Genomic DNA, 22,954 nt, shown 5'->3' with positions numbered 1-22,954 from the left:
ATGAAAATGAAATCGTTGGTAACCAGTACATTCATTGTCCTGCTCGGACTTGTGAGCGCTGTCATTATAGGCTTCAGATCAGATTTCCTGATGGAAAACAGAGGATACGACGAAGAACAGGTGGGGCTGTCCAATCAAATTATCATCAAGTTTAGCCATGTGATTGCGGAAAACACGCCAAAGGGTCTGACTATCGAACGCTTTTCCCAGCTAGTGAAGGAAAAGACAAACGGACGTGTTGAGGTACAGGTCTTTCCCAACAGTATCCTCCACACCGAGAAAACTGAGATGGCTGCACTGCAAAACGGCGAAATCCAGATGATCGCCCCTGCATTCTCCTATCTGTCAAACACGATTCCCGAGTGGGCTGTCCTTGATCTGCCTTATCTGTTTCGATCGCAAGAGGATGTCGAAACGGTATTCAATGGGGAAATCGGCCAAATACTATTCGACAAGCTTGAAGATTCTGATATGAAAGGACTGGCCTTCTGGGGAAGCGGCTTTAAGCAAGTGACAGCCAATCGTCCGTTGGTCATGCCTTCCGATTTTGTCGGCCAACGTTTGCGTATCATTCCAGGCAACGTGATCGAAGCTCAGTTTCGCACGCTTCAGGCAATCCCTGTAGGCTCTTCCTTCAATGAATTATACAGCATGCTAGCTGCCGGAAAAGTAGACGGCGAAGAAAATACAATCTCCAATGTGTACACCAAGCGGCTTTACCAAGTACAAAAGCACATGACCATCAGCAATCACAGCTATCTGGGCTACGCCGTCGTGATTAATAAAACGTTTTGGAACAATCTCCCCGCCGATATTCAGCAGGCCATATCGGAAGCGATGCAAGAAGCGACAGCTTACAATAATCAATTGGCTGTTTCGATGAATGACAAACAGCTGCGCTTGCTCCAAGAAAATGGGGGAATGCACATCCACATACAGACAGCAAAAGAACGTGCGGCCTGGATCACAGCGTTACAGCCAGTCTACGATCAGTTCGCTCCGAGTATCGGAGAACCATTGATGCAGAAAATCAGAGAGCTCCACCAACGCAGGTGAAGCTCTCAGTCAATCTCCTCGCTCTGCTCCTTGCGCATGGGCAAAATCAGCGTAAAAACTGATCCCTCTGACGTGCTTTTTGCGAGGAGGAGATCTCCGCCAAGAGCTTTCGCCATCATGCGAGAATAGGACAGCCCCAAACCGAGCCCACGTACTTTGTCTTTTTTATTGCTTCCCCGAAAGAAACGCTCGAACACAAGAGGCTGTTCCTTTGCGGGTATTCCCGGCCCATCGTCTTTGACGTCGATTCGTAAATCCGTGTCCGTCTCGTAGAGAGTGAGCGCTATGCTCCCATTCTCACCAACAGCCTGTTTTGCGTTGTTCAAAAGGTTAATCAAGATTTGCTGTACACGGCCCGGATCGACATAGATCATCGTCTGCTTTTCCAGAACCTCAACGGTAAACGTGACGTGACCGAGGTCGTGGACAATCCGCCATTGTGAGGCGATCTCGCGGATCAGCTTGTTCACGTTTTGCTCTTCCTGACAAACGGTGATCGCTCCTACGGCAAATGAATTGAAGTCTAGCAAATCCTCTACCATTTTTTGCAGGCGCTTCGTTTCCTTCAAGCAGATTTCCAAAAACTCCTTCTGCTCCTCACCGGAAACCACCTCGTCGTTAATTGCCTGGATTAATCCACTAATCGACGTAACGGGGGTTTTCAGCTCGTGTGTTACTCCAGCCAAAAGCTCTGTTCGCATACTTTCCAGCTGCCGAAGACGGTCGGCCATTTCCGCAAACGTATGCACCAGCTCGTGAATTTCCTTTTCCTTGATCGTTTTATTGATCAAGACGTCGTAGTTTCCTTCTACGATCTGGCGAGCGGACATCACCACATTTTGAATCGGCTCAGACAGCTTCCGCGCATGAAAATAAATAACCGCCCAGCCAAGCACACCCAAACTGCCCAGCATGATGACCAAATATTGGATTTCTTCTTTACCTACTTTGATATCTGTTTCTGGGAAAAGCAAGATCACCTTGCCAATGACTTGATCATTGTATTCCAAATTTTTCCTCACTACATACAGTGTCTCACCTGACGGATGCCTCACTTTATCCCACCTATCTGCCTGCTCCAACAACTCAGGTGCTGCCTGCTGCAAGGGAGGGGGAAGCTTGGTTGGTCGACTGTAAACGACCTCTCCTTTTACATCTTCAATGAACAAAATCAGGTTGCGATCAACACCCATAAACTTACGCCGATTATCTAATACCTGATGAAGTTTTTCCCCCACCAGAATATTTCCAACATCATCGACGACTCGATCAGCTACTTCCTCTGCAAACAATCGCGTGACCTCGATCTGCTTTTCAATCGCAGCGTACTTGATCCAATAAGCAGAGACAGCCCCAATGATGAGCAACCCGATCACGAGGGTGAGCAGATAGCGTGTGGTCCAATAACGCAGCAGCGATACAGGCTCATTATTTTTTATAAACACAGAATTGATACCCAACCCCTCTTTGCGTCTTGATCTCACCCTCATGAACCGGCCAATTCTCCAGAGTCTTTCTGACTCGCTTGATCGCCAGGTCTACGGCACGGTCACTTCCCCCGTAGTCTATTCCCCATACTTGTTCAATCAATTGCTCACGGGTAAAGGTCTGATTCGGATTTTGTGCCAGAAAAAGCAGCAAGGACAGATCTCGCGGGTGAAACGTCAGTTCGAGACCATGCAACGTCACGTGATGGGACTGAAAGTTTATTTTCAAGCTTCCAAATAGTCGGGTCTCTTGATCTTTCACCAAAATAACAGAGCGCCGCAGCACCGCATTTACTCGCGCCACTACTTCGTCCGCGACAAAAGGCTTCGTTATGTAGTCATCTGCTCCTTGATTCAGTCCCTTGAGCTTTTGGTCTGTCTGGCCGAGCGCAGTCATGATAATGACCGGACAGGAGCTCTTTTCGCGAATATACTGGAGGATTTCCCAACCATTGCGTTCAGGGAGCATGACATCCAATAGAACCAAATCCGGCTTTTTTTCATCAAAAAGCTGCACGGCCTCGATCCCGTCATTCGCTTGCCAGACCTCATGCCCTGCCTTTTGCAAGTAAGCCTTCAGCACGCGCGATATCACTAGTTCATCTTCTACCAATAAAATACTTTTCATATCTTCCCTACCTGATTTACAGACATATAATCATTCCTATTCGCGAATTCTCGCATGGTCCTCTATACTCTACGTACTTCTATTCTATCAGTTTACAACCTTGTATTAAAATTTGCCTTTGATGTTTTTGGAAAATAGGAAAAAAGCCTTGCATCCCATGTAAAGGAGCAAGGCTTTTTTTGTGAGAAACGTCCCCACTATAAAGAAATTAATTAGATTTTTTCATCTTCGAAAAAGATTTCGTCATCGCTGGCATCAGCAGAGAAATCGTGCAGGTTGTCGCCATCCTCGTCAACGATTTCGCCATCAATGTCAGCATCATCGAACTCATCCCAAATGTCTTTTACTACACTTTCAACGAGGTCTTCGAAATCGGAATCATCCATATCATCGTACTCGTCTTGGAACTCATCCAGGTCAACCTCAATTTCTACATCGATATCATCTTCATCGCCCTTCAGCGTGAACTTCCACTCGATATCTTTGAAGTCATCGTAGTCCTTGTCGAGTTGATCTTCCAGGTCGTCCAGGTCATCTTGGACATCATCGTCATCATCTCTGTTGCTCTTGCTGTTTTTCAAATCAGTAATCTGTTTGTTCAGGCTGTCAATTGTGCCTTGCATGCTTCTGATTTGAGCATCACGTGCAGCCAACTCGTTTGCGTGTTGGGAGTTAGGCATGTCTTTTACCGTAACGGTGTACTTCGTGCCATCCCATGCTACATCCTTGTTGAATACGCCAGCCATCATGCGAAGTGGAATGTACGTGGTTCCGTTTACGATGAATGGTTCGATTGTAGTTGGAACAGCTGCGCCGTTATAAATAACTTTAATGTTGTTGTACTTAGCTTGCAGATTCTTCGTTCCAGTCGCTGCTTGAGAGCTCGTCGGAATAAGCGTGGTAGTCAGAATCAACGCTGAGGCAATCGCCAGATATTGCTTCTTGAACATAGAAAATCCTCCATTCTCCCGGTTGTCTATTTCTTTCGTGTCACTATGTACATTTCCTACTTTACCTATTGTTCGTGTCGAGAGTATGTCAACAATTGATTTTTTCCTTTCCAATTTGAGGGGATTTCTGTGACCAAAAGGACCAAAACAACCAATATGACCGCATTATTTTCAATTTTCCAGCCAATTTATACAATGCGAAAAAGAGGAATAAAGCGTTTTCAAAACCTGGAGGAGGAACGAATTTCATGCGGATCAACTTTAAAAATCTGACCGTACAGGTTGTAATTGCCATCATTCTCGGTATCTTAGTTGGTCATTTTGCACCCAAATTTGGCGCAGAGCTGAAGGTGTTGGCCGATATTTTTGTCAAACTGATCAAAATGGTCATCCCACCGATTGTCTTCTTCACTGTCGTAAATGGAATCGCCAGTATGGGAGACATGAAAAAGGTCGGAAAGATCGGCGGAAAAGCACTGCTCTATTTTGAAATCGTTACCACAATCGCATTGGCGATCGGACTGTTGGTTGTCAACCTGATCAAGCCTGGGGTAGGCTTTGACAAAACGGGTCTGACCAGCGGGGACGTCTCCAAGTACACGGAGGCTGCTGCTCAGAGTAACAACGGTTTTATTGATTTTATTACGGGGATCATCCCCGAAAATGTCGTCGGGGCTATGGCAAAAGGCGAGCTGTTGCCTATTCTGTTCTTCGCTGTCCTGTTTGGTCTCTCACTCGCTGCCATGGGGCAAGCGTCCCAGCCTGTCATCAAGCTGTTTGATAAGCTGGCACACGGATTTTTTGGTGTCGTCAACATGATCATGAAGGTTTCTCCGCTAGCTGCATTTGGCGCAATGGCGTACACGATTGGCAAATTCGGCATCGGTTCGCTGACCAGACTGGGCCTTTTGATGACGGCTGTCTACATCACGATGTTTTTGTTCATTATTCTCATACTGGGCGGGATCGCGCGCTACTACAAATTCAGCATCTTCGCGTTTATCAAATACATTCGAGAGGAAATCCTGCTCGTGCTTGGCACCTCCTCCTCAGAGTCTGCTCTTCCGAGAATGATGGATCGGCTGGAGAAGTACGGCTGCTCCAAATCCGTTGTCGGTCTGGTCGTGCCGACGGGCTACTCGTTTAACCTGGATGGTACCTCCATCTATTTATCTATGGCTGCCATTTTTATCGCCCAGGCATATGGCATCGAGCTCAGCTTCTGGGAACAGGTCACTCTTTTAGGAATCCTGATGATTACGTCAAAAGGGGCTGCCGGTGTAACAGGTTCTGGTTTCATTACACTCGCCGCTACCTTGGCAGCCTTCCCTGTCATTCCGGTCGAAGGCATTGCCCTCTTGCTCGGCGTTGACCGCTTCATGTCAGAGGCTCGTGCCATTACGAATCTGATCGGAAATGGCGTAGCTACCGTGGTCATAGCCAAGCATGAAAATGAGTTCCATCCGGGACGCGTCCAACAAACAGACGAAACCGCCATCGAGTCGGACAACGATTCAGAAGCAAAACCGATCACGGCCTAGTCCATATAAAAAAGAGGTTCTCCTACTTCAGAGAGAACCTCTTTTTGCTTTAGTCATTTGGCCATGTCTTACGAAGCTCAACCTCGAATTGGCGCAGGTGATTAATTCGCTTCTGTGCTGCCTGATACTCCTCCTGCCAGCCCTCTTTCTCGCGCTCTCTAATCAGCTCCGCCTTTTTCTCCAGTTCCTTTACCTCATTGCGCAATGCGATCACGATGTCTAATAGCTCATCCATATCCATGGACCGCATGTCTTGAATAAAGACCCATTCAGCTTCTGTTAATCGATACTGTTTGTTCGCCATGTTTCATCATCCTTAAAATAACCTCTATCGAAGCTCACTCATGAGGAGTGATCTTGTTTTAGAGGAAAGTTAATATTCCTGTCTGTTTATAAGTGTGTCATTTTTTAATGAAATTGTTTCATTTTAAAGGAAAATGACGTCATTTCGTGTATAATAGTGGATGTAGGTATGAATGTCGACAATAATCCGCATAACAGGGGGGATTATTACTAAAATATCACCGGAATGGATATAATTCCAAATAATTATTGACGACTTGTTGCTCACTGAAAAAAAGAGCAGCTATCTATGCCAATACAGTGTTTTGCGCAAAGGAGGATCTTATATGTTCTCTATTCGAGAATCCGATTTACCAGGAATCGGTAGGAAGTACCAGGTCGAAACCAGAAGTGGCGACAAGCTGGTTATCGTCATTCACGATGACGGCCGCCGGGAAATGTATCACTTTGAGCGTGATGATATGGACGAAACAATATCCATGGTTACCCTTGACGATGATGAGGCGAGACAAATTGCTGCCATCGTAGGCGGCTTGACGTACAAACCATCTGCACTGGAAACAGTCGAGGTTGCGTTAGACAAACTCATGATCGAATGGTACAAAATTGAATCGAACGCTCCTGCCATTGGCAAGACGATTGGGGAACTCAACATTCGTCAAGAAACAGGCGCTACCATCATCGCTGTTATCGAAAAAGACCATAAACAAACGATTAATCCCGGCCCCGAGTATGTCCTTTGTACAGGATCTACGTTGGTCGTTGCAGGTGAACGGAAGCAGGTGAAGGCTCTCAAGACTATTCTCAGCAACGGAGGTGAGTGATATTGGAGCACATCGTTTTTGAAGTCGGTCTTGCCCTCGCACTCATAGCAATTGCGGGGTTCCTCTCCATGAAGTTAAAATTCTCCATCGTACCCTTCTACATTCTCGTCGGGATGATCGTGGGTCCACACGCTCCCGACATCGGCTTGTTTGATCTCCGCTTTATTGAAAGCGCCCCGCTCATCGAATTTATGGGCAGACTTGGCGTACTCTTCCTGTTGTTTTACCTCGGACTGGAATTTTCGGTAGGTCGTCTGATCAAGGCTGGTCGATCCATTGCCGTAGGCGGTACGATCTACATCGTGATTAACTTTACCCTCGGCCTCGTATTTGGTTGGGCCGCTGGCTTCCCTCTCAAAGAGGTATTGATTATCGCCGGTATTACCACTATTTCCTCCAGTGCCATTGTGGCAAAAGTACTGGTGGATCTCAAACGTACAGCAAATCGCGAAACAGAGATGATCTTGGGGATCATCATGTTCGAAGACATATTCTTGGCCGTCTATATCTCGATCGTGTCCGGCTTGGTGCTAAGCGGTGCAACCTCTCTTGCTGGCGTACTCTCATCCGCATTGATTGCACTCGGCTACATGCTCCTCCTCATTATCGTAGGCCGCAAACTCGTACCTTTCCTGAATCGGGCATTGAACATCAAATCAAACGAAGTGTTTATGATTACGGTGTTTGCCGCTCTGTTTCTGATTGCGGGTTTTTCCGAAACGATCCATGTTGCCGAAGCCATCGGAGCTTTACTCGTAGGTCTCGTCTTGGCAGAAACACAACACATGAAGCGCATCGAGCATCTCATCTTGCCGTTTCGTGACTTCTTCGGAGCCATGTTCTTCTTCAGCTTCGGTTTGACAATTGATCCATTGGAGCTGGGTGGAGCCGTATGGTTGTCCATTGCGGCAGTCGCCATCACCCTTTTCGGTAACGTCGTAGCCGGACTTTTGGCTGGACGCAGTGCCGGATTGTCTCCCAAGGCTTCTACCAATATTGGACTAACCATCGTCTCTCGCGGTGAGTTCTCCATTATCATGGCTAATCTCGGAAAAGCGGGCGCACTCATGGAAATTTTGCAGCCATTTGCGGCTCTTTACGTTTTGATTCTCGCCATTTTAGGTCCATTGTTGACCAAGGAATCCAAGCACATTTACAAGTTGCTCAATGCTGTGTTTCGTCTGGATCGAAAGGCACCACTCAAAGAACCAGATAACAAAGCAGACGCTGGATAATAGGAGAGACATGACTACCGACAGCAGATATGCCTGCTGTCGGTTTTTCTATTTGATCGCAGACAACATGTTCTCCATTATTTCTTCACTCATCGGGCCGATGTATTTATTCTGGACCACGCCGTTCGAATCAATGATGTAGCTGGTCGGAATCGAAATGGCTTTGTACACATTCGCCACTTCTTTCTCGGGATCGAGCAAGATTGGAAAGGTAATGCCATACAGCTTCACAAAATCCGCTACCGCTTCCGGGCTCGTCTCCGTATCAGTCAAATTGACCCCGAGAATAACTACGCCTTGTTCCTTATTCTCTTCGTAGTAACGCTGCATGTCCGGCATTTCTGCACGGCAAGGAGGACACCACGTCGCCCACAGATTGAGAATAACTTTTTTCCCCCGTAAATCGGACAGCTTGACCGTACCGCCACCTACCTGCTGCAGTTCAAAATCCGGAGCGGTATTTCCTTTTTCAATCCCAATCTGCCCGTTGCCATGCTCTCCAGATGAAGCGATGGGCTCCTGCCTGTTCAAGAATTCCGCATCAAAAATGCCCCATCCCAATAGCCCCAAGAGTACGACGATCGCCCATGCATTATGATATTTCTTCATCGGTCGTTCCCCCTATCGGCTTCACTCGTCTGGACAAAAAGAGCAGCAAGAGTGCGAATGCATAGTACATGAGCTGATAGCCGGAAAGTCCTGCAAACATAGATTCTCGATTCGGAACAAAAAAGTGCACATAGACTTGGCTAATGGCAAACCACATCACGGGTGCAAGCCAAGCCACAAGATGAATGAGTCCTTCCTTTGCCCGATGCAGCCACCAAAGAAAGAAGGCGCATATCGCGACCTGTTGTACGTGATACCACATGCTGCTCTGTTCTAACACGACCGTGAGCAGCTGGTAAACACTAGTTGCAGCAAGAAAACCTGTCGCCATTCCCAAGGCGACGAAATGAACAGGAATCGCTTTTTTGCGTACCGTCTTGGTGAGGTAGATGACAACTGCCATGACTGCCAGCATGGCTCCGTTTTCTCCCCCTGAAAAATAAAGAATGGACGAGGGATTTTCCACCACTTTTGAAAAATGAAACAGGACGTAGCTGAACTTCCAAACGAGAAATGCCAGCACCAGCGCATTACTCAACAGCTCAATAATGGCTGATTTCATTTTTCGGTTATGTGTAAGCTGAGCGGAAATGGCCACAAAGCCGAGCGAAAGCGAAACAATGACCGCCAGCATGCTCATTTTCAACAAAAAGGGACCCATTTGAAAAGCATCGGACATTTTCGTTTCCTCCTTCTAGAAAATGTCTTACTCTAAGGAAGACAAGTATCCAAACAATTATCACCATATCAGGAAATGGGGAATAAAGGAATGCTCACGAATATTTTTACTTTGCAGGAGCGCTATGCCCTTGCTTTTTCTACGCGAACAGAGCATCCACAAGTGCGCGTATATCGCGATGAATCGGTCCCAGACATGTATAGCCATAATTATACAGAAATTATGTCGATTCCCACGCAAGACTGGCTACGAGCTTACATTGAGCAAGAGCTAAGACATGCCAAAGACCAGCAGCTCGGCCACTTGAAGCTGGAACTACACCCGTCGTTACCTTTTTCAGAAGAGTTCGTGTCTTTTGCCACTCAGCTTGGGTTTGAAGTAAATACGATGCTGTACATGCTTACACCGCTGGATGTTGCCGATAAACTGGCGCCGAATCCACAATGCTCCGTTTTACGTGGGGATTCAATCGAAGTCATGGAAGCAGGCATTCGCTGTCTTACTACTAGTGATTCCGTCACGATCAATCCTGATTTTGCTGTCCGAAAAGCGAACCGGAAAAAAGAGATTTATGAAAACGGCGAGATCATACCGTATGTATGCTTTGTCGATCAGGAGCCGGTCGGTGCATGTGAATGGCATCTTTACAAGGAGCTCGTTCGAATGGAGGAATTTTTTATACTGGATGACTGGCAGCGTAGAGGATTCGGCACGGAAATCATCCGGGTCATGATGCAGGACGCCAAAAAACTCGGCGCCACCCATATGTACTTGACGACCTATGCAGATGATACGCCGCAAGAAATGTATAGCAAGCTCGGCTTTCAAGAGGTCGTGAGGCATTTGGAAATGATCTGGCTAAAGAACTAAAAAAGCTCCCACCAAGTAGCTTAGTGAGAGCCATCCTATTTTCAGCGTTGATCTAGTCTTTTGTTAAGCAGCGCTTCTGCCTCCCGATCCCTTCGGTCGGTTTCGCCGTTTTTGGTCCATTGTAAAAATCGGTCGTCCAAAAGCTCTGCCAAGATTGCCCGTTTGTCCGCTTCGCTCACCGCCAGCGAGAGTACTTGTCTTCTCATGCTGCCGAGAAAAAGCGTGTAGTCCTCGTATTCTGGTCCCACCCACTCTTCGAGCTGACGGCGCATTTTCTTTGCCAGACCTGGGTTGTTCCCACCCGTAGAGATAGCAATCTGCAAGTCTCCACGTGCTACGACGGATGGAACGGTAAAAGAACAGAGGTCTGGGCGATCAACGATATTGATCCACTGCTGCGGACGGCACGCTTCGTATACAGCCAGATTGACGGCGGGATCACTCGTCGCCGCGATAATGAGCACTGCCTCCTCTACGTCCTGTGGGGTAAAGGGTCGCAGTGCTACCATCAGCTTCTTAGCGTGTGCCCATTCAAGGATGGTTGCCGTACAGGAGGGACTCACAACGGTGACATCCGCACCAGCAGCAAGCAGACTGCCGATTTTCCGCTCGGCTACCTGCCCGCCACCGACCACCAAGCAACGCTTGTTTTCTAGATTGACCATCATGGCATAGTGCGTCACCAGCGTTCCCTCCCCTCGGCTTCCTATTGTTGCACTTGCTCCATTCCAAGCGTAGCTTCAAACCAGTTGATTTTCTCACGCATCTTCACGACATCACCGACCAAAATGATAGCTGGATTCGTGATGTGACTGTTTTGGGCCAAACGTTCCTCAATATCAGCCAAGGTACCCGTGACCACCGCTTGCTGCGGGAGTGTTCCCCAAGAGATGACAGCTACTGGCGTATGCGGATCGCGTCCATGCTTGATTAACTGGGTGCGGATCAACGGCAGATTGGCTACCCCCATGTAAAAGGCAACGGTGTCGATGCCATTCGCGAGAGCACGCCATTTTTCTACAGCCAACTCCGGCTTGTCTTCTCGCAAATGTCCCGTCACGACAGCAAATGAAGAGCCGTGATCGCGGTGTGTTACCGGAATACCCGCGTACGCCGAGGCTGCAATTCCAGCTGTTACTCCCGGGACGATTTCAAAGGCAATTCCTCGCTCAGCCAAATGCTGCGCTTCTTCTCCCGCACGACCAAACACGCAAGGATCGCCACCTTTTAACCGAACGACAATTTTTCCTTCCAGCGCCTTTTCCGCTAACAGCTCGTTAAGGGATTCCTGTCTCATCGTGTGATGATCCGGCAGCTTGCCGCAGTAGATGCGTTCTGCCGTCTGTGGCGCATACTCCAGCAGAGCTGGATTTGCCAGACGATCATACACAACCACCTCTGCCTTTTGCAGGCATTCCATTCCTTTTACAGTAATCAGCTTTGGATCACCAGGGCCAGCTCCTACGAGATAGACTTTGCCCGCGCCGCTCATCGGTCACTTACTCCTGCTGATGCAAATGTCGCCATCTCACGAACCATCCGTGTCGCTGCTTCCACGATTGGAAACGCCAATGTTGCTCCGCTTCCTTCGCCCAGTCGCAAATTCAGGCTGAGCAATGGCTCCTTGCCTAATGCTTGCAGGACAAAGTCATGCCCCGGCTCCTCAGAACGGTGACCCGCGATCAAGTAATCAGCAACGAGTGGCTCCATGCGAACAGCCAGCAAAGCCGCTACCGTAGCGATAAAGCCGTCCAGCAGCACAGGGACACGGCGAGAAGCTGCTCCCATGATCGCCCCTGCCATTGCTCCGATTTCCAGTCCGCCGACTTTTGCCAAAACGTCCAATGGATTGGTTGCATCCGGGCGATGCAGCGCAAGCACGTCACGAACAACTGCCTTTTTACGCTGCCAGCCTGCGTCATCCAGTCCTGTTCCTCGTCCGACGATTTGCTCAGGATCAGCTCCAGTTAAGGCTGACAGAATCGCGCTGCTAGCTGTCGTGTTGCCAATCCCCACTTCACCGACGATCAGGACTTTGGCGCCTTCCCCGATAATCGCTTCTGCCATTTCAAGGCCAACTGCAATGGAGCGCTGCGCTTCGTCTGCTGTCATCGCTGCTTCTTTCAGCATATTGCCCGAGCCTGCTCTGATTCGCTTGTTGTAAACACCCGGTGCTTCGACCTCGACCGCTACACCGACATCTACGATTTTTTGGATGGCTCCGATTTGTCTGGCGAAGACGTTGACTCCAGCTCCGCCATGAACCATATTCAGCACCATTTGCGCTGTCACTTCCTGCGGATAGGCAGAGACACCTTCCCGTGCCACACCGTGATCGGCCGCAAAAACAAGCACGCCCGGCGGTGTCACAACAGGCATCGTCTCACCTGTCATCCCAGCCAGCTCAATAGCCAATTGCTCCAAGCGACCAAGGCTGCCAAGCGGCTTGGTCAACTGATCCACATGCTGTCTCGTTTGCTCACTTGCTTCCTGATTTCGTGGCTCAATCGCCGGATAAATGACTGACATTACACCTGCACCTCTTTTTCTTGAAAAGCCTTCATGTACTCTTCGATCGTATCCAACTTCACATGGCGACGAACGGTATCCGCCAACAGATCGTACCCCTGCTCTCGTAGAGCGACAAAGGATGGGCGATCCGTGATGGGTGGGAGACCTTTTTTCTCACGGATGGTATTCAGCAACAGAGTGCGGAAGTGGTCATTGTGAAACAGCCCATGAAAATACGTGCCGATCATCTGACGCTCCTCCTGACAATAGCCCTCCGTACGCCCCTCCATCTGGATAAAAGGAAACTCATTGCTCGAATAAGCAGATTGCCCCATGTGAATCTCGTAGCCTTCCACCGTCAGTTTTTCCTTCGCAAATACTGCTTCACCGCGGGACAAAACTGTCGTTTTCTTCTGCTCCATCGTCGTGATCATCGGGATGAGACCCAGCCCATCAAGCTGCTGCAATGGAGACTCGACCCCAGCAGGATCGTGAATAGAATCTCCCAGCATTTGATAGCCGCCGCACAAACCGACGATATACGTCTTCCCTTTATGATGAAGGTCTTTGACCGCCGCGGCAAGACCTGTCTCTCGCAGAAATTGCAAATCCTCAAGTGTATTCTTGCTGCCCGGTAAGACAATCAGGTCGGGTTCACCCAGCTCTTCCAAACGTGTCACAAAGCGCATCCGGCAATCCGGCTCTACAAAAAATGGGTCCACGTCTGTAAAGTTGGAAATTCGCGGGTAGCGCAAAACCGCAATGTCAATCTCTCGCGGTGTCTCACGCTGACCTTGATAACGGTGCAAAATCAGCGAATCCTCCGCATCGATCCACAAGTCTGGAATAAATGGCACGACACCAAGGACAGGCTTGCCTGTGTATTCCTCGAACCAGTCCAGCCCCGGCTGCAAAAGTGTCAAATCACCGCGAAAACGATTAATGATGACGCCAATCACGCGGTCCCGATCTTCGGGTTCGAGCAGCTGGAGGGTACCGACCAAGCTGGCAAACACACCCCCACGCTCAATGTCTGCCACCAAAATGACGGGCGCGTTCGTGAGACGAGCGACCCGCATATTGACGAGCTCGCGGTCATTCAGATTAACCTCTGCCGGACTGCCAGCTCCTTCAATGACGACCCGCTCATAGGAGCTGGCGAGTCGTTGATACGCTTCCTCAATGATCCGCAAGCCCTCGTGATAAAATTCCGTGCGATAGGCAAAAGCTTTCATATTGCCATATGGCTCGCCGTTAACGACAATTTGCGATTCGGAGTCTCGGGTCGGCTTGATCAAAATGGGATTCATGTCGGTCGTCGCCAGAATTCCTGCTGCTTCTGCCTGAACGCCCTGTGCCCGGCCGATTTCTTTTCCATCCAACGTCACGTAGGAATTCAACGCCATATTTTGCGATTTGAACGGAGCTGTCTTGTAGCCATCTTGTGCAAAAATCCGGCACAGCGCTGTAGCAATCGCACTTTTTCCTGCATCCGAGCTAGTGCCTTGCACCATCAACGGGAGGGTTTTAGGCACGAGCGGCCACCTCCGCGCAACGATTCAACCAACGCTCAACCAGTTCGGGATTGGAGCCGAAATGCAAGTGAGTATAGCCTGCGACCAGATTCCCCTGGGCATAGCCCTCCGGCTTCGTACCGCGAAGTCCTTTTGTTTCGTAGGCTGTTGGTAATTGTTGATCCGAAGCATACGTCGAGTAATGGAATTCATGCCCTTTTGCCTGTTCTTCGGTGCCGAGCAAGAAATTGCCTTCCTTGCCGCGCACTTCCCGATAGCCAAGCGCTGCGAGCTTTTTCTGCATGGTCACCTTGCCTGGGATGAGCCCCACCATCGGATAGCTGTCGCCCTCGGTCGTCACGATTGCCTCTGTCAAAAACATGTAGCCGCCGCACTCAGCCAAGGTAGGCAAGCCTTTTGTGATCGCAGATCGGATCGATAGTTTCACCACTTCATTTTGCGATAGCTCTGCCGCAAATTCCTCCGGGAAGCCTCCCCCAATGTACAAGCCATCCGCGTCCTCAGGCACTCCCTCTCCGGCCAGTGGAGAAAAGAACGCGAGCTTCGCGCCATATGCTTCGAGCAGCTCCAAATTTTCCGGATAATAAAAATGAAAAGCAGGGTCCTTCGCTACAGCAATGGTGACATCGGCAGATGCTTTTCGCGGAGCAAACAACGTAGGTTCTGCTTGCAGCGGCTCTGCCTTTGCCAGCTCCCAGATTTGCTCCAAATCGACTGTCTCCGCAATCAGATCAGCCAGCTTTTCAAACAGCGGTGTCAGCTCTCCACGCTCAACAGATGGCACCAATCCGAGATGACGTTCCGGTATTTCCAGCTCGTTCTCCCGTTTCAGGTAGCCCACGACCGGAATCCCGCACTCCTGCTCGATCGCTGCCTTCACGATTTTGTGATGGCCTTCACTGCCGACCTTGTTCGCGATGACACCGACGATTCTCGCCTGTGGATTGAGCAGTTGAAAGCCTTTGACAATCGCAGCCGCACTGCGAGCCATGCTCTGACAATTGACCACCAACAAAACCGGGGAGCCAGTCAGGATGCTGATTTCGGCCGTGCTGCCTTTATCGCTGGTCGCTTCCTTGCCATCGTACATGCCCATAACGCCCTCGATAATCGAGATGTCTGCACCCTCGCTGCCACGGACAAAAATCTCTTTCACGATCTCGTGCTCCAGCATAAAGCTGTCCAGATTGCGCGAAGCTCTCCCCGTTACAGCCGTATGATACGTGGGATCGATGTAGTCAGGTCCGCACTTGAAGCCCTGTACGGTATGCCCTTTTCTTTTCAGAGCAGCCATCAGTCCGATGGTAACGGTTGTCTTACCCGCTCCACTGCCTGTTCCGGCAATCACAATACGGCGGCTATCCGTCATGCGCGCTCCTCCTCATGATGGGGCATCAATCCGACCGAAATGGTGGTGTTGCCCGACTTCTTCTTGGTCAAAACGAGTTCGTCTGCGCCAGTATACAGCTTCACGGCGGGCTCGCTCACTCCGTACGCTCCGGTGAATTTGAAGACGGTATCAGACGGATCGCTGATTTCTACCTGATTCAACTCTTCAGGCGAATACCAGACGAATGGCCAGCCGTATTTTTCGCAGACGGCGATGAGACCCGCTTCATCCTTTTTCAGCTCGATGGTCGCCAATGCTTTGACACTTTTGATTGAAAATTGCAGTTCATCCAGCGTTTCCTTGATGACTGCCTCGATCTCCTCTGCGGAGGTTCCACGGTTGCAGCCCATCCCGAGCACGATGACCTTCGGACGATAAAGGACACCGTTGTCCAAAATCGATTGTTCCTCCGGTGTGAGCAAGCGATGAGAAACGACTAGAGCAGCTTGCGGCTGATCGGCTTTTGCCTCAGCGATTGTCGCGTATTCCTTGATGGATGGCGGCATCGGTGTGTCATGCATCCACCAGTCGCGTTCACCGGATTCATTGATGACAGCTACGCGCTCCTCATTTACGACAGAAGCACTGACAGGGGTCAGCTTTTCAGCGGAATCCCACTCCCAGCCAAAACGTCTACCGAATAGATCGACCGGAATCGTCTTTTGTACGTCAGATGCTGTCGTGATAATCGGACGAGCACCCATGACTGCCGCTACCTCGCGAGCCAGCTCATTGGCACCGCCCAAATGACCGGACAGCACACTGATGACATTCTCCCCACGGTCATCGACGACGACGACACCCGGGTCTTTCTTTTTATCTTCAAGCAAAGGTGCGATCATCCGAATAACCGCACCCAGAGAAATAATGATGATTAAACCTTTATAAGCAGGCCAGAGAGCTGGAAACAGCATCCGCACGCTGTTTGAAAAAAGCTGGATGCCGCGCGCTTCCTCGTCTCCCCGCTCGAACTTGCTCATGTAGTACAGATCTGTTCCAGGAAATTTTTGTGCCAAATCACGCGCCATCTCTACTCCGTGCTTGGTGATGGCGACGATCGCATAGTCTCCGCGCTGCTCGATGACAGGGATTTCTCCCTCGATCAGTTCGATGATCTTCATTATTCCTTCACACCTTTTCTGAACCCGTGTGTAAAGGTTTTGTCGTACAGCTTGGAACGGTACTGCTCGCTCTTGTCGTGGATGTTCGGGTCCAATGCCCAGCCAGCCAAAATCATTGCGTGTTTGCGAATACCGTTTTTCCCCATGTCTTCGTCCAAGTTTTTCAACGTCGTGCGAACGATCAATTGATCCGGCCAGCTTGCACGTTGTACGACTGCGACAGGTGTGTCCTCGCTCCAGCCAGCTTCGACCAGCTCGCGGACTACTTTTTTCGTCAAAGTCGCGCTAAGGTATAGAGCCAACGTGCAATGATGCTCAGCGAGTGCACGCAGTTTTTCTCTATCAGGCACTGGTGTGCGACCTTCCGCGCGGGTGAGGATGATCGTCTGCGTCAGATCAGGAATCGTCAGCTCGGCTCCTACTGCTGCCGCTGCCGCAAATACGGAGCTCACACCCGGTACGATTTCTACCTCGATGCCTTTTTCCTTTAACAGTGCGATTTGTTCCATGATGGCGCCATAAATCGATGGATCGCCCGTATGCAAGCGTACGACTGTTTTTCCACTGCTAATCCGGTCTACCAACTGCTCTACCATTTCTTCCAATGCCATACCCGAGCTTTGCAGTACTTCTGCTTCGGGGTTGCCCATTGCTACCAATTCCTCATTCACGAGAGAGTCTGTATACATAATGACGTCTGCCTTTTGCAGCAGCTTCAAGCCTTTTACCGTAATCAAATCAGGGTCGCCGGGACCCGCTCCTACTATGTACAGTTTCATTACTTTTTCACCACCATCAGTGTAAGATAGCTAAGCTCTGCCCGCTCCAGTTCACGCATATCGGTCCAAACCATTTCCTCGGAGGAAGTAACCTTGGTTGCTACCGCTGCCTTTTCAGCCAGCCCCATTTCTTTCAGCAAGCCAATGATCATTGGCAGTACTTTTGCTACCTTCAGGAACACGACGGTATCGTGGTTCTCAAGCGCTTTGCGCATGGCTTCCTTGTCTTCTGTTGCCGGGATGATTCCGATCTGCTCGTCGCCATCCGCCAGTGGCAGATTGAAGCGGGAAGCTGCTCCCAAAAACGAAGACACACCTGGCACCGACACGACTGGCACTTCCGGATGCTCCTCATGCATGACGCGCATCATGTGGATAAACGTGCTGTAAAACATCGGATCGCCTTCCGTTACAAAAGCGACGTCCTTGCCTTCAGACAAACGCTCCCAGACGATCTCCACCGTGTTGTTCCACTCGCGCTCCAAAATTTCTTTGTCCCGCGTCATCGGGAATACGAGTCCGAGCATTTCCTTGTCTGGGGACTGCACATACAGCTCCGCAATTTGATGTGCGTAGCTTTTGCTGCCCATCCGTTTTTTCGGGTACGCAATCACTGGCGATTGCTGCAATAGACGAAATGCCTTGACGGTAATCAATTCAGGGTCGCCGGGACCTACGCCCAGTCCGTACAATGTTCCGATCTTAGTCACTTGATGTCTCCTCCTTGTTCTTCTGCCTGCTTGGCCCAAGCCGTAATGATGTAGATCGGATTCAATGCTTCAAAGCGCGTCAGGGACAAAATCGGCTTGCTGCGCGATAGCTGCGCCAGTGTCACCGATGTCTCGAATCCTTCCTGCGCGAATGCTTGTGTCGCTTCGTACAATGTCTCAATGGTCGCTGCGTTCACCACAATCCGGCCATTCGGGCGCATTCGTGTGCAGCAGATATTCAACAGCTCACGCAATTCTCCACCGCTACCCCCGATGAATACAGCGTCCGGGTCTGGAAATTGATCGAGGCCATGTGGGGCGCGTGCATTGATCACTGTCAAATCCGTGCGAAACTTCGCCATGTTCTGGCGGCAGTTTTCCAGATCGTCCGCGTTCTTCTCTACGCCGTACACTTCACCCTCACGCGCAATTCGTGCCGCTTCAATGGCGACAGAGCCTGTGCAGGTGCCGATGTCCCAGACAATGCTTTTGGCATGCAATTGCAGCTGGGCAATGCTTAATATACGCACTTCTTTTTTCGTAATGAGTCCCTTGTCCGGCTTGCGCTGAGAGAACTCCTCGTCTGCGATTCCGAACGGCCATACTGGGCTTGGACGGCGTTTTTTCAAAATCACGACATTCAGATCAGAGAAGACACCGTCCGCCATTTCCTCAAGGGAATACCAGCCCGTCCGCTCTTCGGCACTGCCCAGATTCTCCGCCACAAACGCATCGTACTCAGTCATCTGAAACGAAAGGAGGTACTTGGCAATCGCTGCTGGCGAGTTCTCCCGATCCGTCAACAGTGCGACCTTTTCCTTTCCGTCGATCCGCTGTGCCAGACCTTTGATACTGCGCCCGTGTACACTGGCAAGTGTCGCATCCTGCCATACTTCTCCCATTTTGGCAAAAGCGAGCTGAATGGAGCTGAGGTGCGGGTAAATCTCCACGTTCAGTTTTTTGGCAAGCAAGCTGCCGATGCCGTAAAAGAGCGGGTCACCTGACGCCAGAATGACCGTCTTGCGCGTTTCTGTGCGCAGCTCCTCCACCATGGCAGTCAGACCGCCCTTCAGCACACGCTTTTCCCCTGTATACTCCGGGAAAAAGCTGAGGTGTCGCTCTCCTCCAACCAACAGTTCACTTTCTTCTATCCAAGTCCGGTACAACGGCAGCAGGCTCTGCTGTCCATCATCCCCGATTCCAATTACTTTCATCGCCTGTGTCATTGATCGTCACCCTTCCCAACAGGGACCCTTTCATTGTGATGATGATGGTTTCAACCTCGATGCCGCCGCCCACTTCCTTTAGTGCAGCGCGACAGCAGTTTTCGCACATGATCTCGAAAAAGGCGGGCGTGTCCACCATCATATCGCCTACCTGTGAAGCGGTGTTGGCTCCCAAAATTTCGTCAATACGCTCCTGCGAAGCTCCCGCATCTGCCGCCATTTGGGCGAGGAAGCCGAAGTCGACGGGTGCGCTTTTGGAATGAACCATCATGACGCCCTGCGCTACCTTGGAAAACTTGCCCATCATCCCGACCAAGGTCACTTTGCGCATCTTTTTGTTTTTGCACTGCTTGAGGGAAAAGCCGACGAAATCGCCCATTTCCACGAATGCTTCTTCCGACAGCTCTGGATAAGTAGCGACCCCGTAGGATTCACTCTTTCCACCCGTCGACAGCACAATATGATCGCAGCCGGCTTCCTTGGCGACGTTGACCGCTTGCGCTACGCTTGCCTTGTAGGCAGAAGTGGAAAACGGCACCACGATTCCACGCGTCCCCAAAATGGAGATGCCGCCGAGTATGCCGAGTCGTCCATTCAATGTTTTTTTGGCGATTTCCTCGCCCGCAGGCACGGAGATGACGATTTTGATCCCGCGCTTCGTCCCGTACTCATCCAGAACAGCCTGCGCGGTTTCCCTGATCATTTTGCGCGGGACGGGATTGATCGCTGCCTCGCCAATCGGAACGGGCAAACCTGGCTTGGTCACCCGTCCCACACCGAGTCCGCCATCCAAAATAATGCCGGGCTCATCCGACCATTCTACGGTAGAAAGGATAAGGGCACCGTGTGTCGCGTCAGGGTCGTCTCCTCCATCCTTGATCGTGCCTACTGTCGCCCTCTCCAATGAAAATTCACAGCTCTCCATCTGAAAGGTGACGTCCTCGCCGATTGGCAGGCGAATCGTCGCTTGGCTTTGCTCTTCCTGAGTAATCAGCGCGATCAAAGCAGCCTTGGTCGTCGCCGTTGCACATGATCCAGTCGTATATCCGTGGCGGAGGGGTTTTGCCTCTTTTTCGTCCGTTGCTGCTTTGGCTGCCATCTGCTTAGCCCAACCGTTCCGCCATAATCGAAATGGCATTCAATGCTGCTACGGTTACTGGGCTTCCGCCTTTACGTCCCATGTTCGTGATGAATGGGATATCGAGCTTCGCCAGCTCTTCCTTGGATTCTGCCGCAGATACGAAGCCAACTGGCATCCCGATGACGAGTCCTGGCTTTGCTTCGCCTTCCTTTACCATACGGATCAGCTCCAGGAGTGCTGTAGGTGCGTTTCCGATGCAAAAGATTCCGCCATCTGCTTCCTTGATCGCTTTGCGCATGGAAATGATCGCGCGGGTCGTATTCAGACGCTTCGCCTCTTCCATCACATCGCGGTCAGAGATGTACACCTTTACTTCTCCGCCGAATTTTTCAATGCGGTTTTTGCTGATGCCGACTTGCACCATTTGTACGTCTGCTACGACGATTTTGCCGCTGCGGATTGCTTCGATTCCCGATTTTACTGCGTTCGGGTGGAAAACAAGGCTGCGTCCAAGGTCAAAGTCTGCGGATGCGTGGATGACGCGTTGTACTACCGGATATTGTTCTTCCGTAAAAGAATGCTCGCCCAGCTCATCTGTAATGATTTGAAAGCTCAATTCCTCAATCTCTTGCGGTTGTACGGTCATTGGTTTAAATTCCGTTTTGAAATCCATGGTTAGTTTCCTCCAGTCGCTTGTTTAAGTTCGCCCAGCACGCTTGCGTAATCTGAAAACTTCGTTCCATAATCGATCTTCGGACGACCGATGACGATTGTTTCGATGCCCATTTCCAGTGCCGCTTCCACCTTTTCGTCAAAAGCGCCTACCTTGCCACTCTCCTTGGTGATCATCAGCGTAACACCATAATGATCGTAGAGCGCTTTGTTCAGCTCCTTGGAAAAAGGACCTTGCATCGCGACGATGTTTTTTTGCTCGACACCGAGCTCTTCGCATTTCTGCATATTGTCAAGACGCGGCAGCATTCGGGCGACCACCGTAGTATCCGGCAGGCCCAACAGACGATCCGTGAACGTTTTCAGCGTCTTGCTTCCTGTCGTCAGCATGATGATGCCACGCTTTTCTGCCGCCAGCTCAGCCGCTTGGACGTAGTCTTCTACTACAATCAGCTTCTCGCTGCCCGGTGAGGAGAGGCTTTCACGCTCGTAGCGAATGTAGGGGACTCCCGCGCCCTGTGCTCCTGCCATGGCGTTTTTGGAGGCTTCCTCTGCGAAGGGATGACTCGCGTCGACCACGCATTGTACGGCTCTCTCTTGAATCAGCTGCTGAATATCTTCGGCGGTCAGGCGTCCGACCTGGACAGGCACGCCCGCCTCCTCCATGCTTTTCGCAGCATTGTCAGTGACGACCGTCGTCAACAGCTCGTAGCCCTTGTCCTTGATTTGCAAAGCCAACTCGCGCGCGTCGCTCGTTCCAGCCAGTACCAGAATCATGCTGTCTCCCTCCTACTTGGTAACGTGGTCGTGCTTGTGGTCATGATCGTGGTCGTGATCATGGTCGTGGTCATGGTCGTGATGATGATGATGATGGTGACCATGGTGGTGATGATGTCCATGCTCGTCATCGTGGTGGTGATGGTGATGGTCGATGTGCTCCATCGCTGCCAGCCTGTACTGACAGGTATCACAGTTCAGCTTCACTTCCCCTTGCAACGCTTCCACCACACGATCCTTGAGCACTTCTTTCAACAACGGATGGAAGCCAAAATACTCGGCCATTTCGAACTGGGCTTCTGGATATTGCTCACGGAACTTCTCCAGTTGATCGCTCATCCGTTTGATCAACACACCCGTGAACAAGAAGTACGGCAAGAGAACAATGCGCTTCGCACCCAACTTCAGGCAACGCTCAACGCCCTCGTCGTACAGCGGATACGTCACGCCCATGAAGGCAGTCTCTACCCACTTGGCTTTGTAGCGCTCCCAGAACAGTCGGGACATTTTGTAAATATCGCTGTTAGCATCTGCATCGCTGCTACCGCGTCCGATTACGAGTACAGCCAGGTCATCATGGTCTTCCCCGGAGGCAAAGCCTGCCCCTTCCATACGCGCGGTCAAAATATTGATCACTTCGTCGTGAATGCCGATCGGGCGTCCGTAGATGAACTGAACGTGTGGGTGCAGCTCCTTTGCCTCGTCGATGGCAGCTGGAATATGAATTTTTGCATGTCCGGCAGAGAACAGAATGATTGGAATCACCGCCACGCGGGTTGCCCCCCGTGCCACGCATGTATTCAATCCTTGCAGCATGTCAGGACGGGCAAACTCCAGAAAGCACGTCTCGATTATCGGAACATCCAAGTCAGGCGTTAGTGTCGCCACAAACTGGCGAATCTCTTCATTACCTTCCGGGTCCTTGCTTCCATGACCTACAAATAATACTGCGTCCATTTTATATCCCCCT

General features: G+C 50.5%; 24 protein-coding genes. 5 read left to right on the top strand and 19 right to left on the bottom strand.

Annotated elements, in window-relative coordinates; translation table 11 throughout:
- Positions 1–6 precede the first annotated feature (6 nt).
- The gene (locus C7R92_RS28275; RefSeq protein WP_106836453.1) at positions 7–1,056 is read left to right on the top strand and encodes a DctP family TRAP transporter solute-binding subunit; all 1,050 of its coding nucleotides are present in this window, start codon (positions 7–9) and stop codon (positions 1,054–1,056) included.
- A gap of 5 nt (positions 1,057–1,061) precedes the next feature.
- On the opposite strand, the gene C7R92_RS28270 is transcribed toward C7R92_RS28275, so the two are convergent.
- The 3 genes from C7R92_RS28270 to C7R92_RS28260 form a co-directional block, all read right to left on the bottom strand.
- Complete coding sequence (locus C7R92_RS28270) at positions 1,062–2,516, bottom strand: HAMP domain-containing sensor histidine kinase (RefSeq protein WP_106836452.1); 1,455 nt, start codon at positions 2,514–2,516, stop codon at positions 1,062–1,064.
- A complete protein-coding gene (locus tag C7R92_RS28265) occupies positions 2,485–3,171 on the bottom strand; it encodes a response regulator transcription factor (protein WP_017247369.1) in 687 nt (228 codons plus the stop codon). The genes C7R92_RS28270 and C7R92_RS28265 overlap by 32 nt, the downstream gene beginning before the upstream one ends.
- Positions 3,172–3,383: 212 nt before the next feature.
- Entirely contained in the window at positions 3,384–4,121 is a 738-nt protein-coding gene (locus C7R92_RS28260; RefSeq protein ID WP_106836451.1) for a copper amine oxidase N-terminal domain-containing protein, read from the bottom strand.
- A 248-nt stretch (positions 4,122–4,369) separates the two neighbouring features.
- On the opposite strand from C7R92_RS28260, the gene C7R92_RS28255 reads away from it, so the two are divergent.
- Positions 4,370–5,662, top strand: coding sequence for a dicarboxylate/amino acid:cation symporter (locus C7R92_RS28255; protein WP_106836450.1), 1,293 nt, complete (start codon positions 4,370–4,372; stop codon positions 5,660–5,662).
- A gap of 49 nt (positions 5,663–5,711) precedes the next feature.
- Here the strand turns inward: C7R92_RS28255 and C7R92_RS28250 are convergent, their stop codons facing one another.
- Entirely contained in the window at positions 5,712–5,966 is a 255-nt protein-coding gene (locus C7R92_RS28250) for a hypothetical protein (protein ID WP_017247372.1), read from the bottom strand.
- 325 nt (positions 5,967–6,291) lie between these two features.
- Here C7R92_RS28250 and C7R92_RS28245 point away from each other — a divergent pair, with 325 nt between their 5' ends.
- Positions 6,292–6,789 carry a cation:proton antiporter regulatory subunit gene (locus C7R92_RS28245; RefSeq protein ID WP_106836449.1) on the top strand — a complete coding sequence of 166 codons (498 nt, stop codon included), beginning with the start codon at positions 6,292–6,294 and terminating at the stop codon, positions 6,787–6,789.
- A gap of 2 nt (positions 6,790–6,791) precedes the next feature.
- Positions 6,792–8,024 (top strand): cation:proton antiporter, encoded by a 1,233-nt coding sequence (locus C7R92_RS28240; protein WP_017247374.1) that lies wholly within the window; start codon positions 6,792–6,794, stop codon positions 8,022–8,024.
- A 48-nt stretch (positions 8,025–8,072) separates the two neighbouring features.
- On the opposite strand, the gene C7R92_RS28235 is transcribed toward C7R92_RS28240, so the two are convergent.
- On the bottom strand, positions 8,073–8,633 hold the full coding sequence (locus C7R92_RS28235) for a peroxiredoxin family protein (protein ID WP_106836448.1): 561 nt from the start codon (positions 8,631–8,633) through the stop codon (positions 8,073–8,075).
- Positions 8,617–9,312 (bottom strand): hypothetical protein, encoded by a 696-nt coding sequence (locus C7R92_RS28230; protein ID WP_106836447.1) that lies wholly within the window; start codon positions 9,310–9,312, stop codon positions 8,617–8,619. The genes C7R92_RS28235 and C7R92_RS28230 overlap by 17 nt, the downstream gene beginning before the upstream one ends.
- 90 nt (positions 9,313–9,402) lie before the next feature.
- Here C7R92_RS28230 and C7R92_RS28225 point away from each other — a divergent pair, with 90 nt between their 5' ends.
- Complete coding sequence (locus C7R92_RS28225) at positions 9,403–10,182, top strand: GNAT family N-acetyltransferase (RefSeq protein ID WP_106836446.1); 780 nt, start codon at positions 9,403–9,405, stop codon at positions 10,180–10,182.
- Between the two features lie 41 nt (positions 10,183–10,223).
- On the opposite strand, the gene C7R92_RS28220 is transcribed toward C7R92_RS28225, so the two are convergent.
- The 13 genes from C7R92_RS28220 to C7R92_RS28160 are packed head-to-tail and all read right to left on the bottom strand — an operon-like array spanning position 10,224 to position 22,941.
- Entirely contained in the window at positions 10,224–10,865 is a 642-nt protein-coding gene (locus C7R92_RS28220; protein WP_106836445.1) for a precorrin-2 dehydrogenase/sirohydrochlorin ferrochelatase family protein, read from the bottom strand.
- A 23-nt stretch (positions 10,866–10,888) separates the two neighbouring features.
- Entirely contained in the window at positions 10,889–11,674 is a 786-nt protein-coding gene (gene cobA, locus C7R92_RS28215) for a uroporphyrinogen-III C-methyltransferase (RefSeq protein ID WP_106836444.1), read from the bottom strand.
- Complete coding sequence (cobT, locus tag C7R92_RS28210) at positions 11,671–12,711, bottom strand: nicotinate-nucleotide--dimethylbenzimidazole phosphoribosyltransferase (RefSeq protein ID WP_106836443.1); 1,041 nt, start codon at positions 12,709–12,711, stop codon at positions 11,671–11,673. The genes cobA and cobT overlap by 4 nt, the downstream gene beginning before the upstream one ends.
- The gene (locus C7R92_RS28205; RefSeq protein WP_069846285.1) at positions 12,711–14,228 is read right to left on the bottom strand and encodes a cobyric acid synthase; all 1,518 of its coding nucleotides are present in this window, start codon (positions 14,226–14,228) and stop codon (positions 12,711–12,713) included. Before C7R92_RS28205 ends, cobT begins: the two co-directional genes overlap by 1 nt.
- Positions 14,221–15,597, bottom strand: a complete 1,377-nt coding sequence (locus tag C7R92_RS28200) for a cobyrinic acid a,c-diamide synthase CobB (RefSeq protein ID WP_106836442.1) — start codon at positions 15,595–15,597, stop codon at positions 14,221–14,223. The genes C7R92_RS28205 and C7R92_RS28200 overlap by 8 nt, the downstream gene beginning before the upstream one ends.
- On the bottom strand, positions 15,594–16,739 hold the full coding sequence (locus C7R92_RS28195; protein WP_106836441.1) for a cobalt-precorrin 5A hydrolase: 1,146 nt from the start codon (positions 16,737–16,739) through the stop codon (positions 15,594–15,596). Before C7R92_RS28195 ends, C7R92_RS28200 begins: the two co-directional genes overlap by 4 nt.
- Positions 16,739–17,518 carry a precorrin-4 C(11)-methyltransferase gene (cobM, locus tag C7R92_RS28190; RefSeq protein WP_106836440.1) on the bottom strand — a complete coding sequence of 260 codons (780 nt, stop codon included), beginning with the start codon at positions 17,516–17,518 and terminating at the stop codon, positions 16,739–16,741. The genes C7R92_RS28195 and cobM overlap by 1 nt, the downstream gene beginning before the upstream one ends.
- Positions 17,518–18,228 (bottom strand): precorrin-2 C(20)-methyltransferase, encoded by a 711-nt coding sequence (cobI, locus tag C7R92_RS28185; protein WP_017247385.1) that lies wholly within the window; start codon positions 18,226–18,228, stop codon positions 17,518–17,520. The genes cobM and cobI overlap by 1 nt, the downstream gene beginning before the upstream one ends.
- Positions 18,225–19,454, bottom strand: a complete 1,230-nt coding sequence (gene cbiE / locus C7R92_RS28180) for a precorrin-6y C5,15-methyltransferase (decarboxylating) subunit CbiE (RefSeq protein WP_106836439.1) — start codon at positions 19,452–19,454, stop codon at positions 18,225–18,227. Before cbiE ends, cobI begins: the two co-directional genes overlap by 4 nt.
- Entirely contained in the window at positions 19,417–20,553 is a 1,137-nt protein-coding gene (locus C7R92_RS28175; RefSeq protein ID WP_017247387.1) for a cobalt-precorrin-5B (C(1))-methyltransferase, read from the bottom strand. The genes cbiE and C7R92_RS28175 overlap by 38 nt, the downstream gene beginning before the upstream one ends.
- A gap of 4 nt (positions 20,554–20,557) precedes the next feature.
- Positions 20,558–21,208 (bottom strand): precorrin-8X methylmutase, encoded by a 651-nt coding sequence (locus C7R92_RS28170; protein ID WP_017247388.1) that lies wholly within the window; start codon positions 21,206–21,208, stop codon positions 20,558–20,560.
- A 2-nt stretch (positions 21,209–21,210) separates the two neighbouring features.
- Positions 21,211–21,984: a precorrin-6A reductase gene (gene cobK / locus C7R92_RS28165; RefSeq protein ID WP_017247389.1), complete on the bottom strand. Its 774-nt coding sequence runs from the start codon at positions 21,982–21,984 to the stop codon at positions 21,211–21,213.
- Positions 21,985–21,996: 12 nt separating this feature from the next.
- A complete protein-coding gene (locus C7R92_RS28160) occupies positions 21,997–22,941 on the bottom strand; it encodes a sirohydrochlorin chelatase (protein ID WP_106836438.1) in 945 nt (314 codons plus the stop codon).
- Positions 22,942–22,954 lie beyond the last annotated feature (13 nt).

Origin of the sequence: Brevibacillus porteri (genome assembly GCF_003013475.1) — a bacterium.
Lineage (GTDB): Bacteria > Bacillota > Bacilli > Brevibacillales > Brevibacillaceae > Brevibacillus > Brevibacillus porteri.
This window is presented reverse-complemented; position numbering and strand designations above follow the sequence as displayed.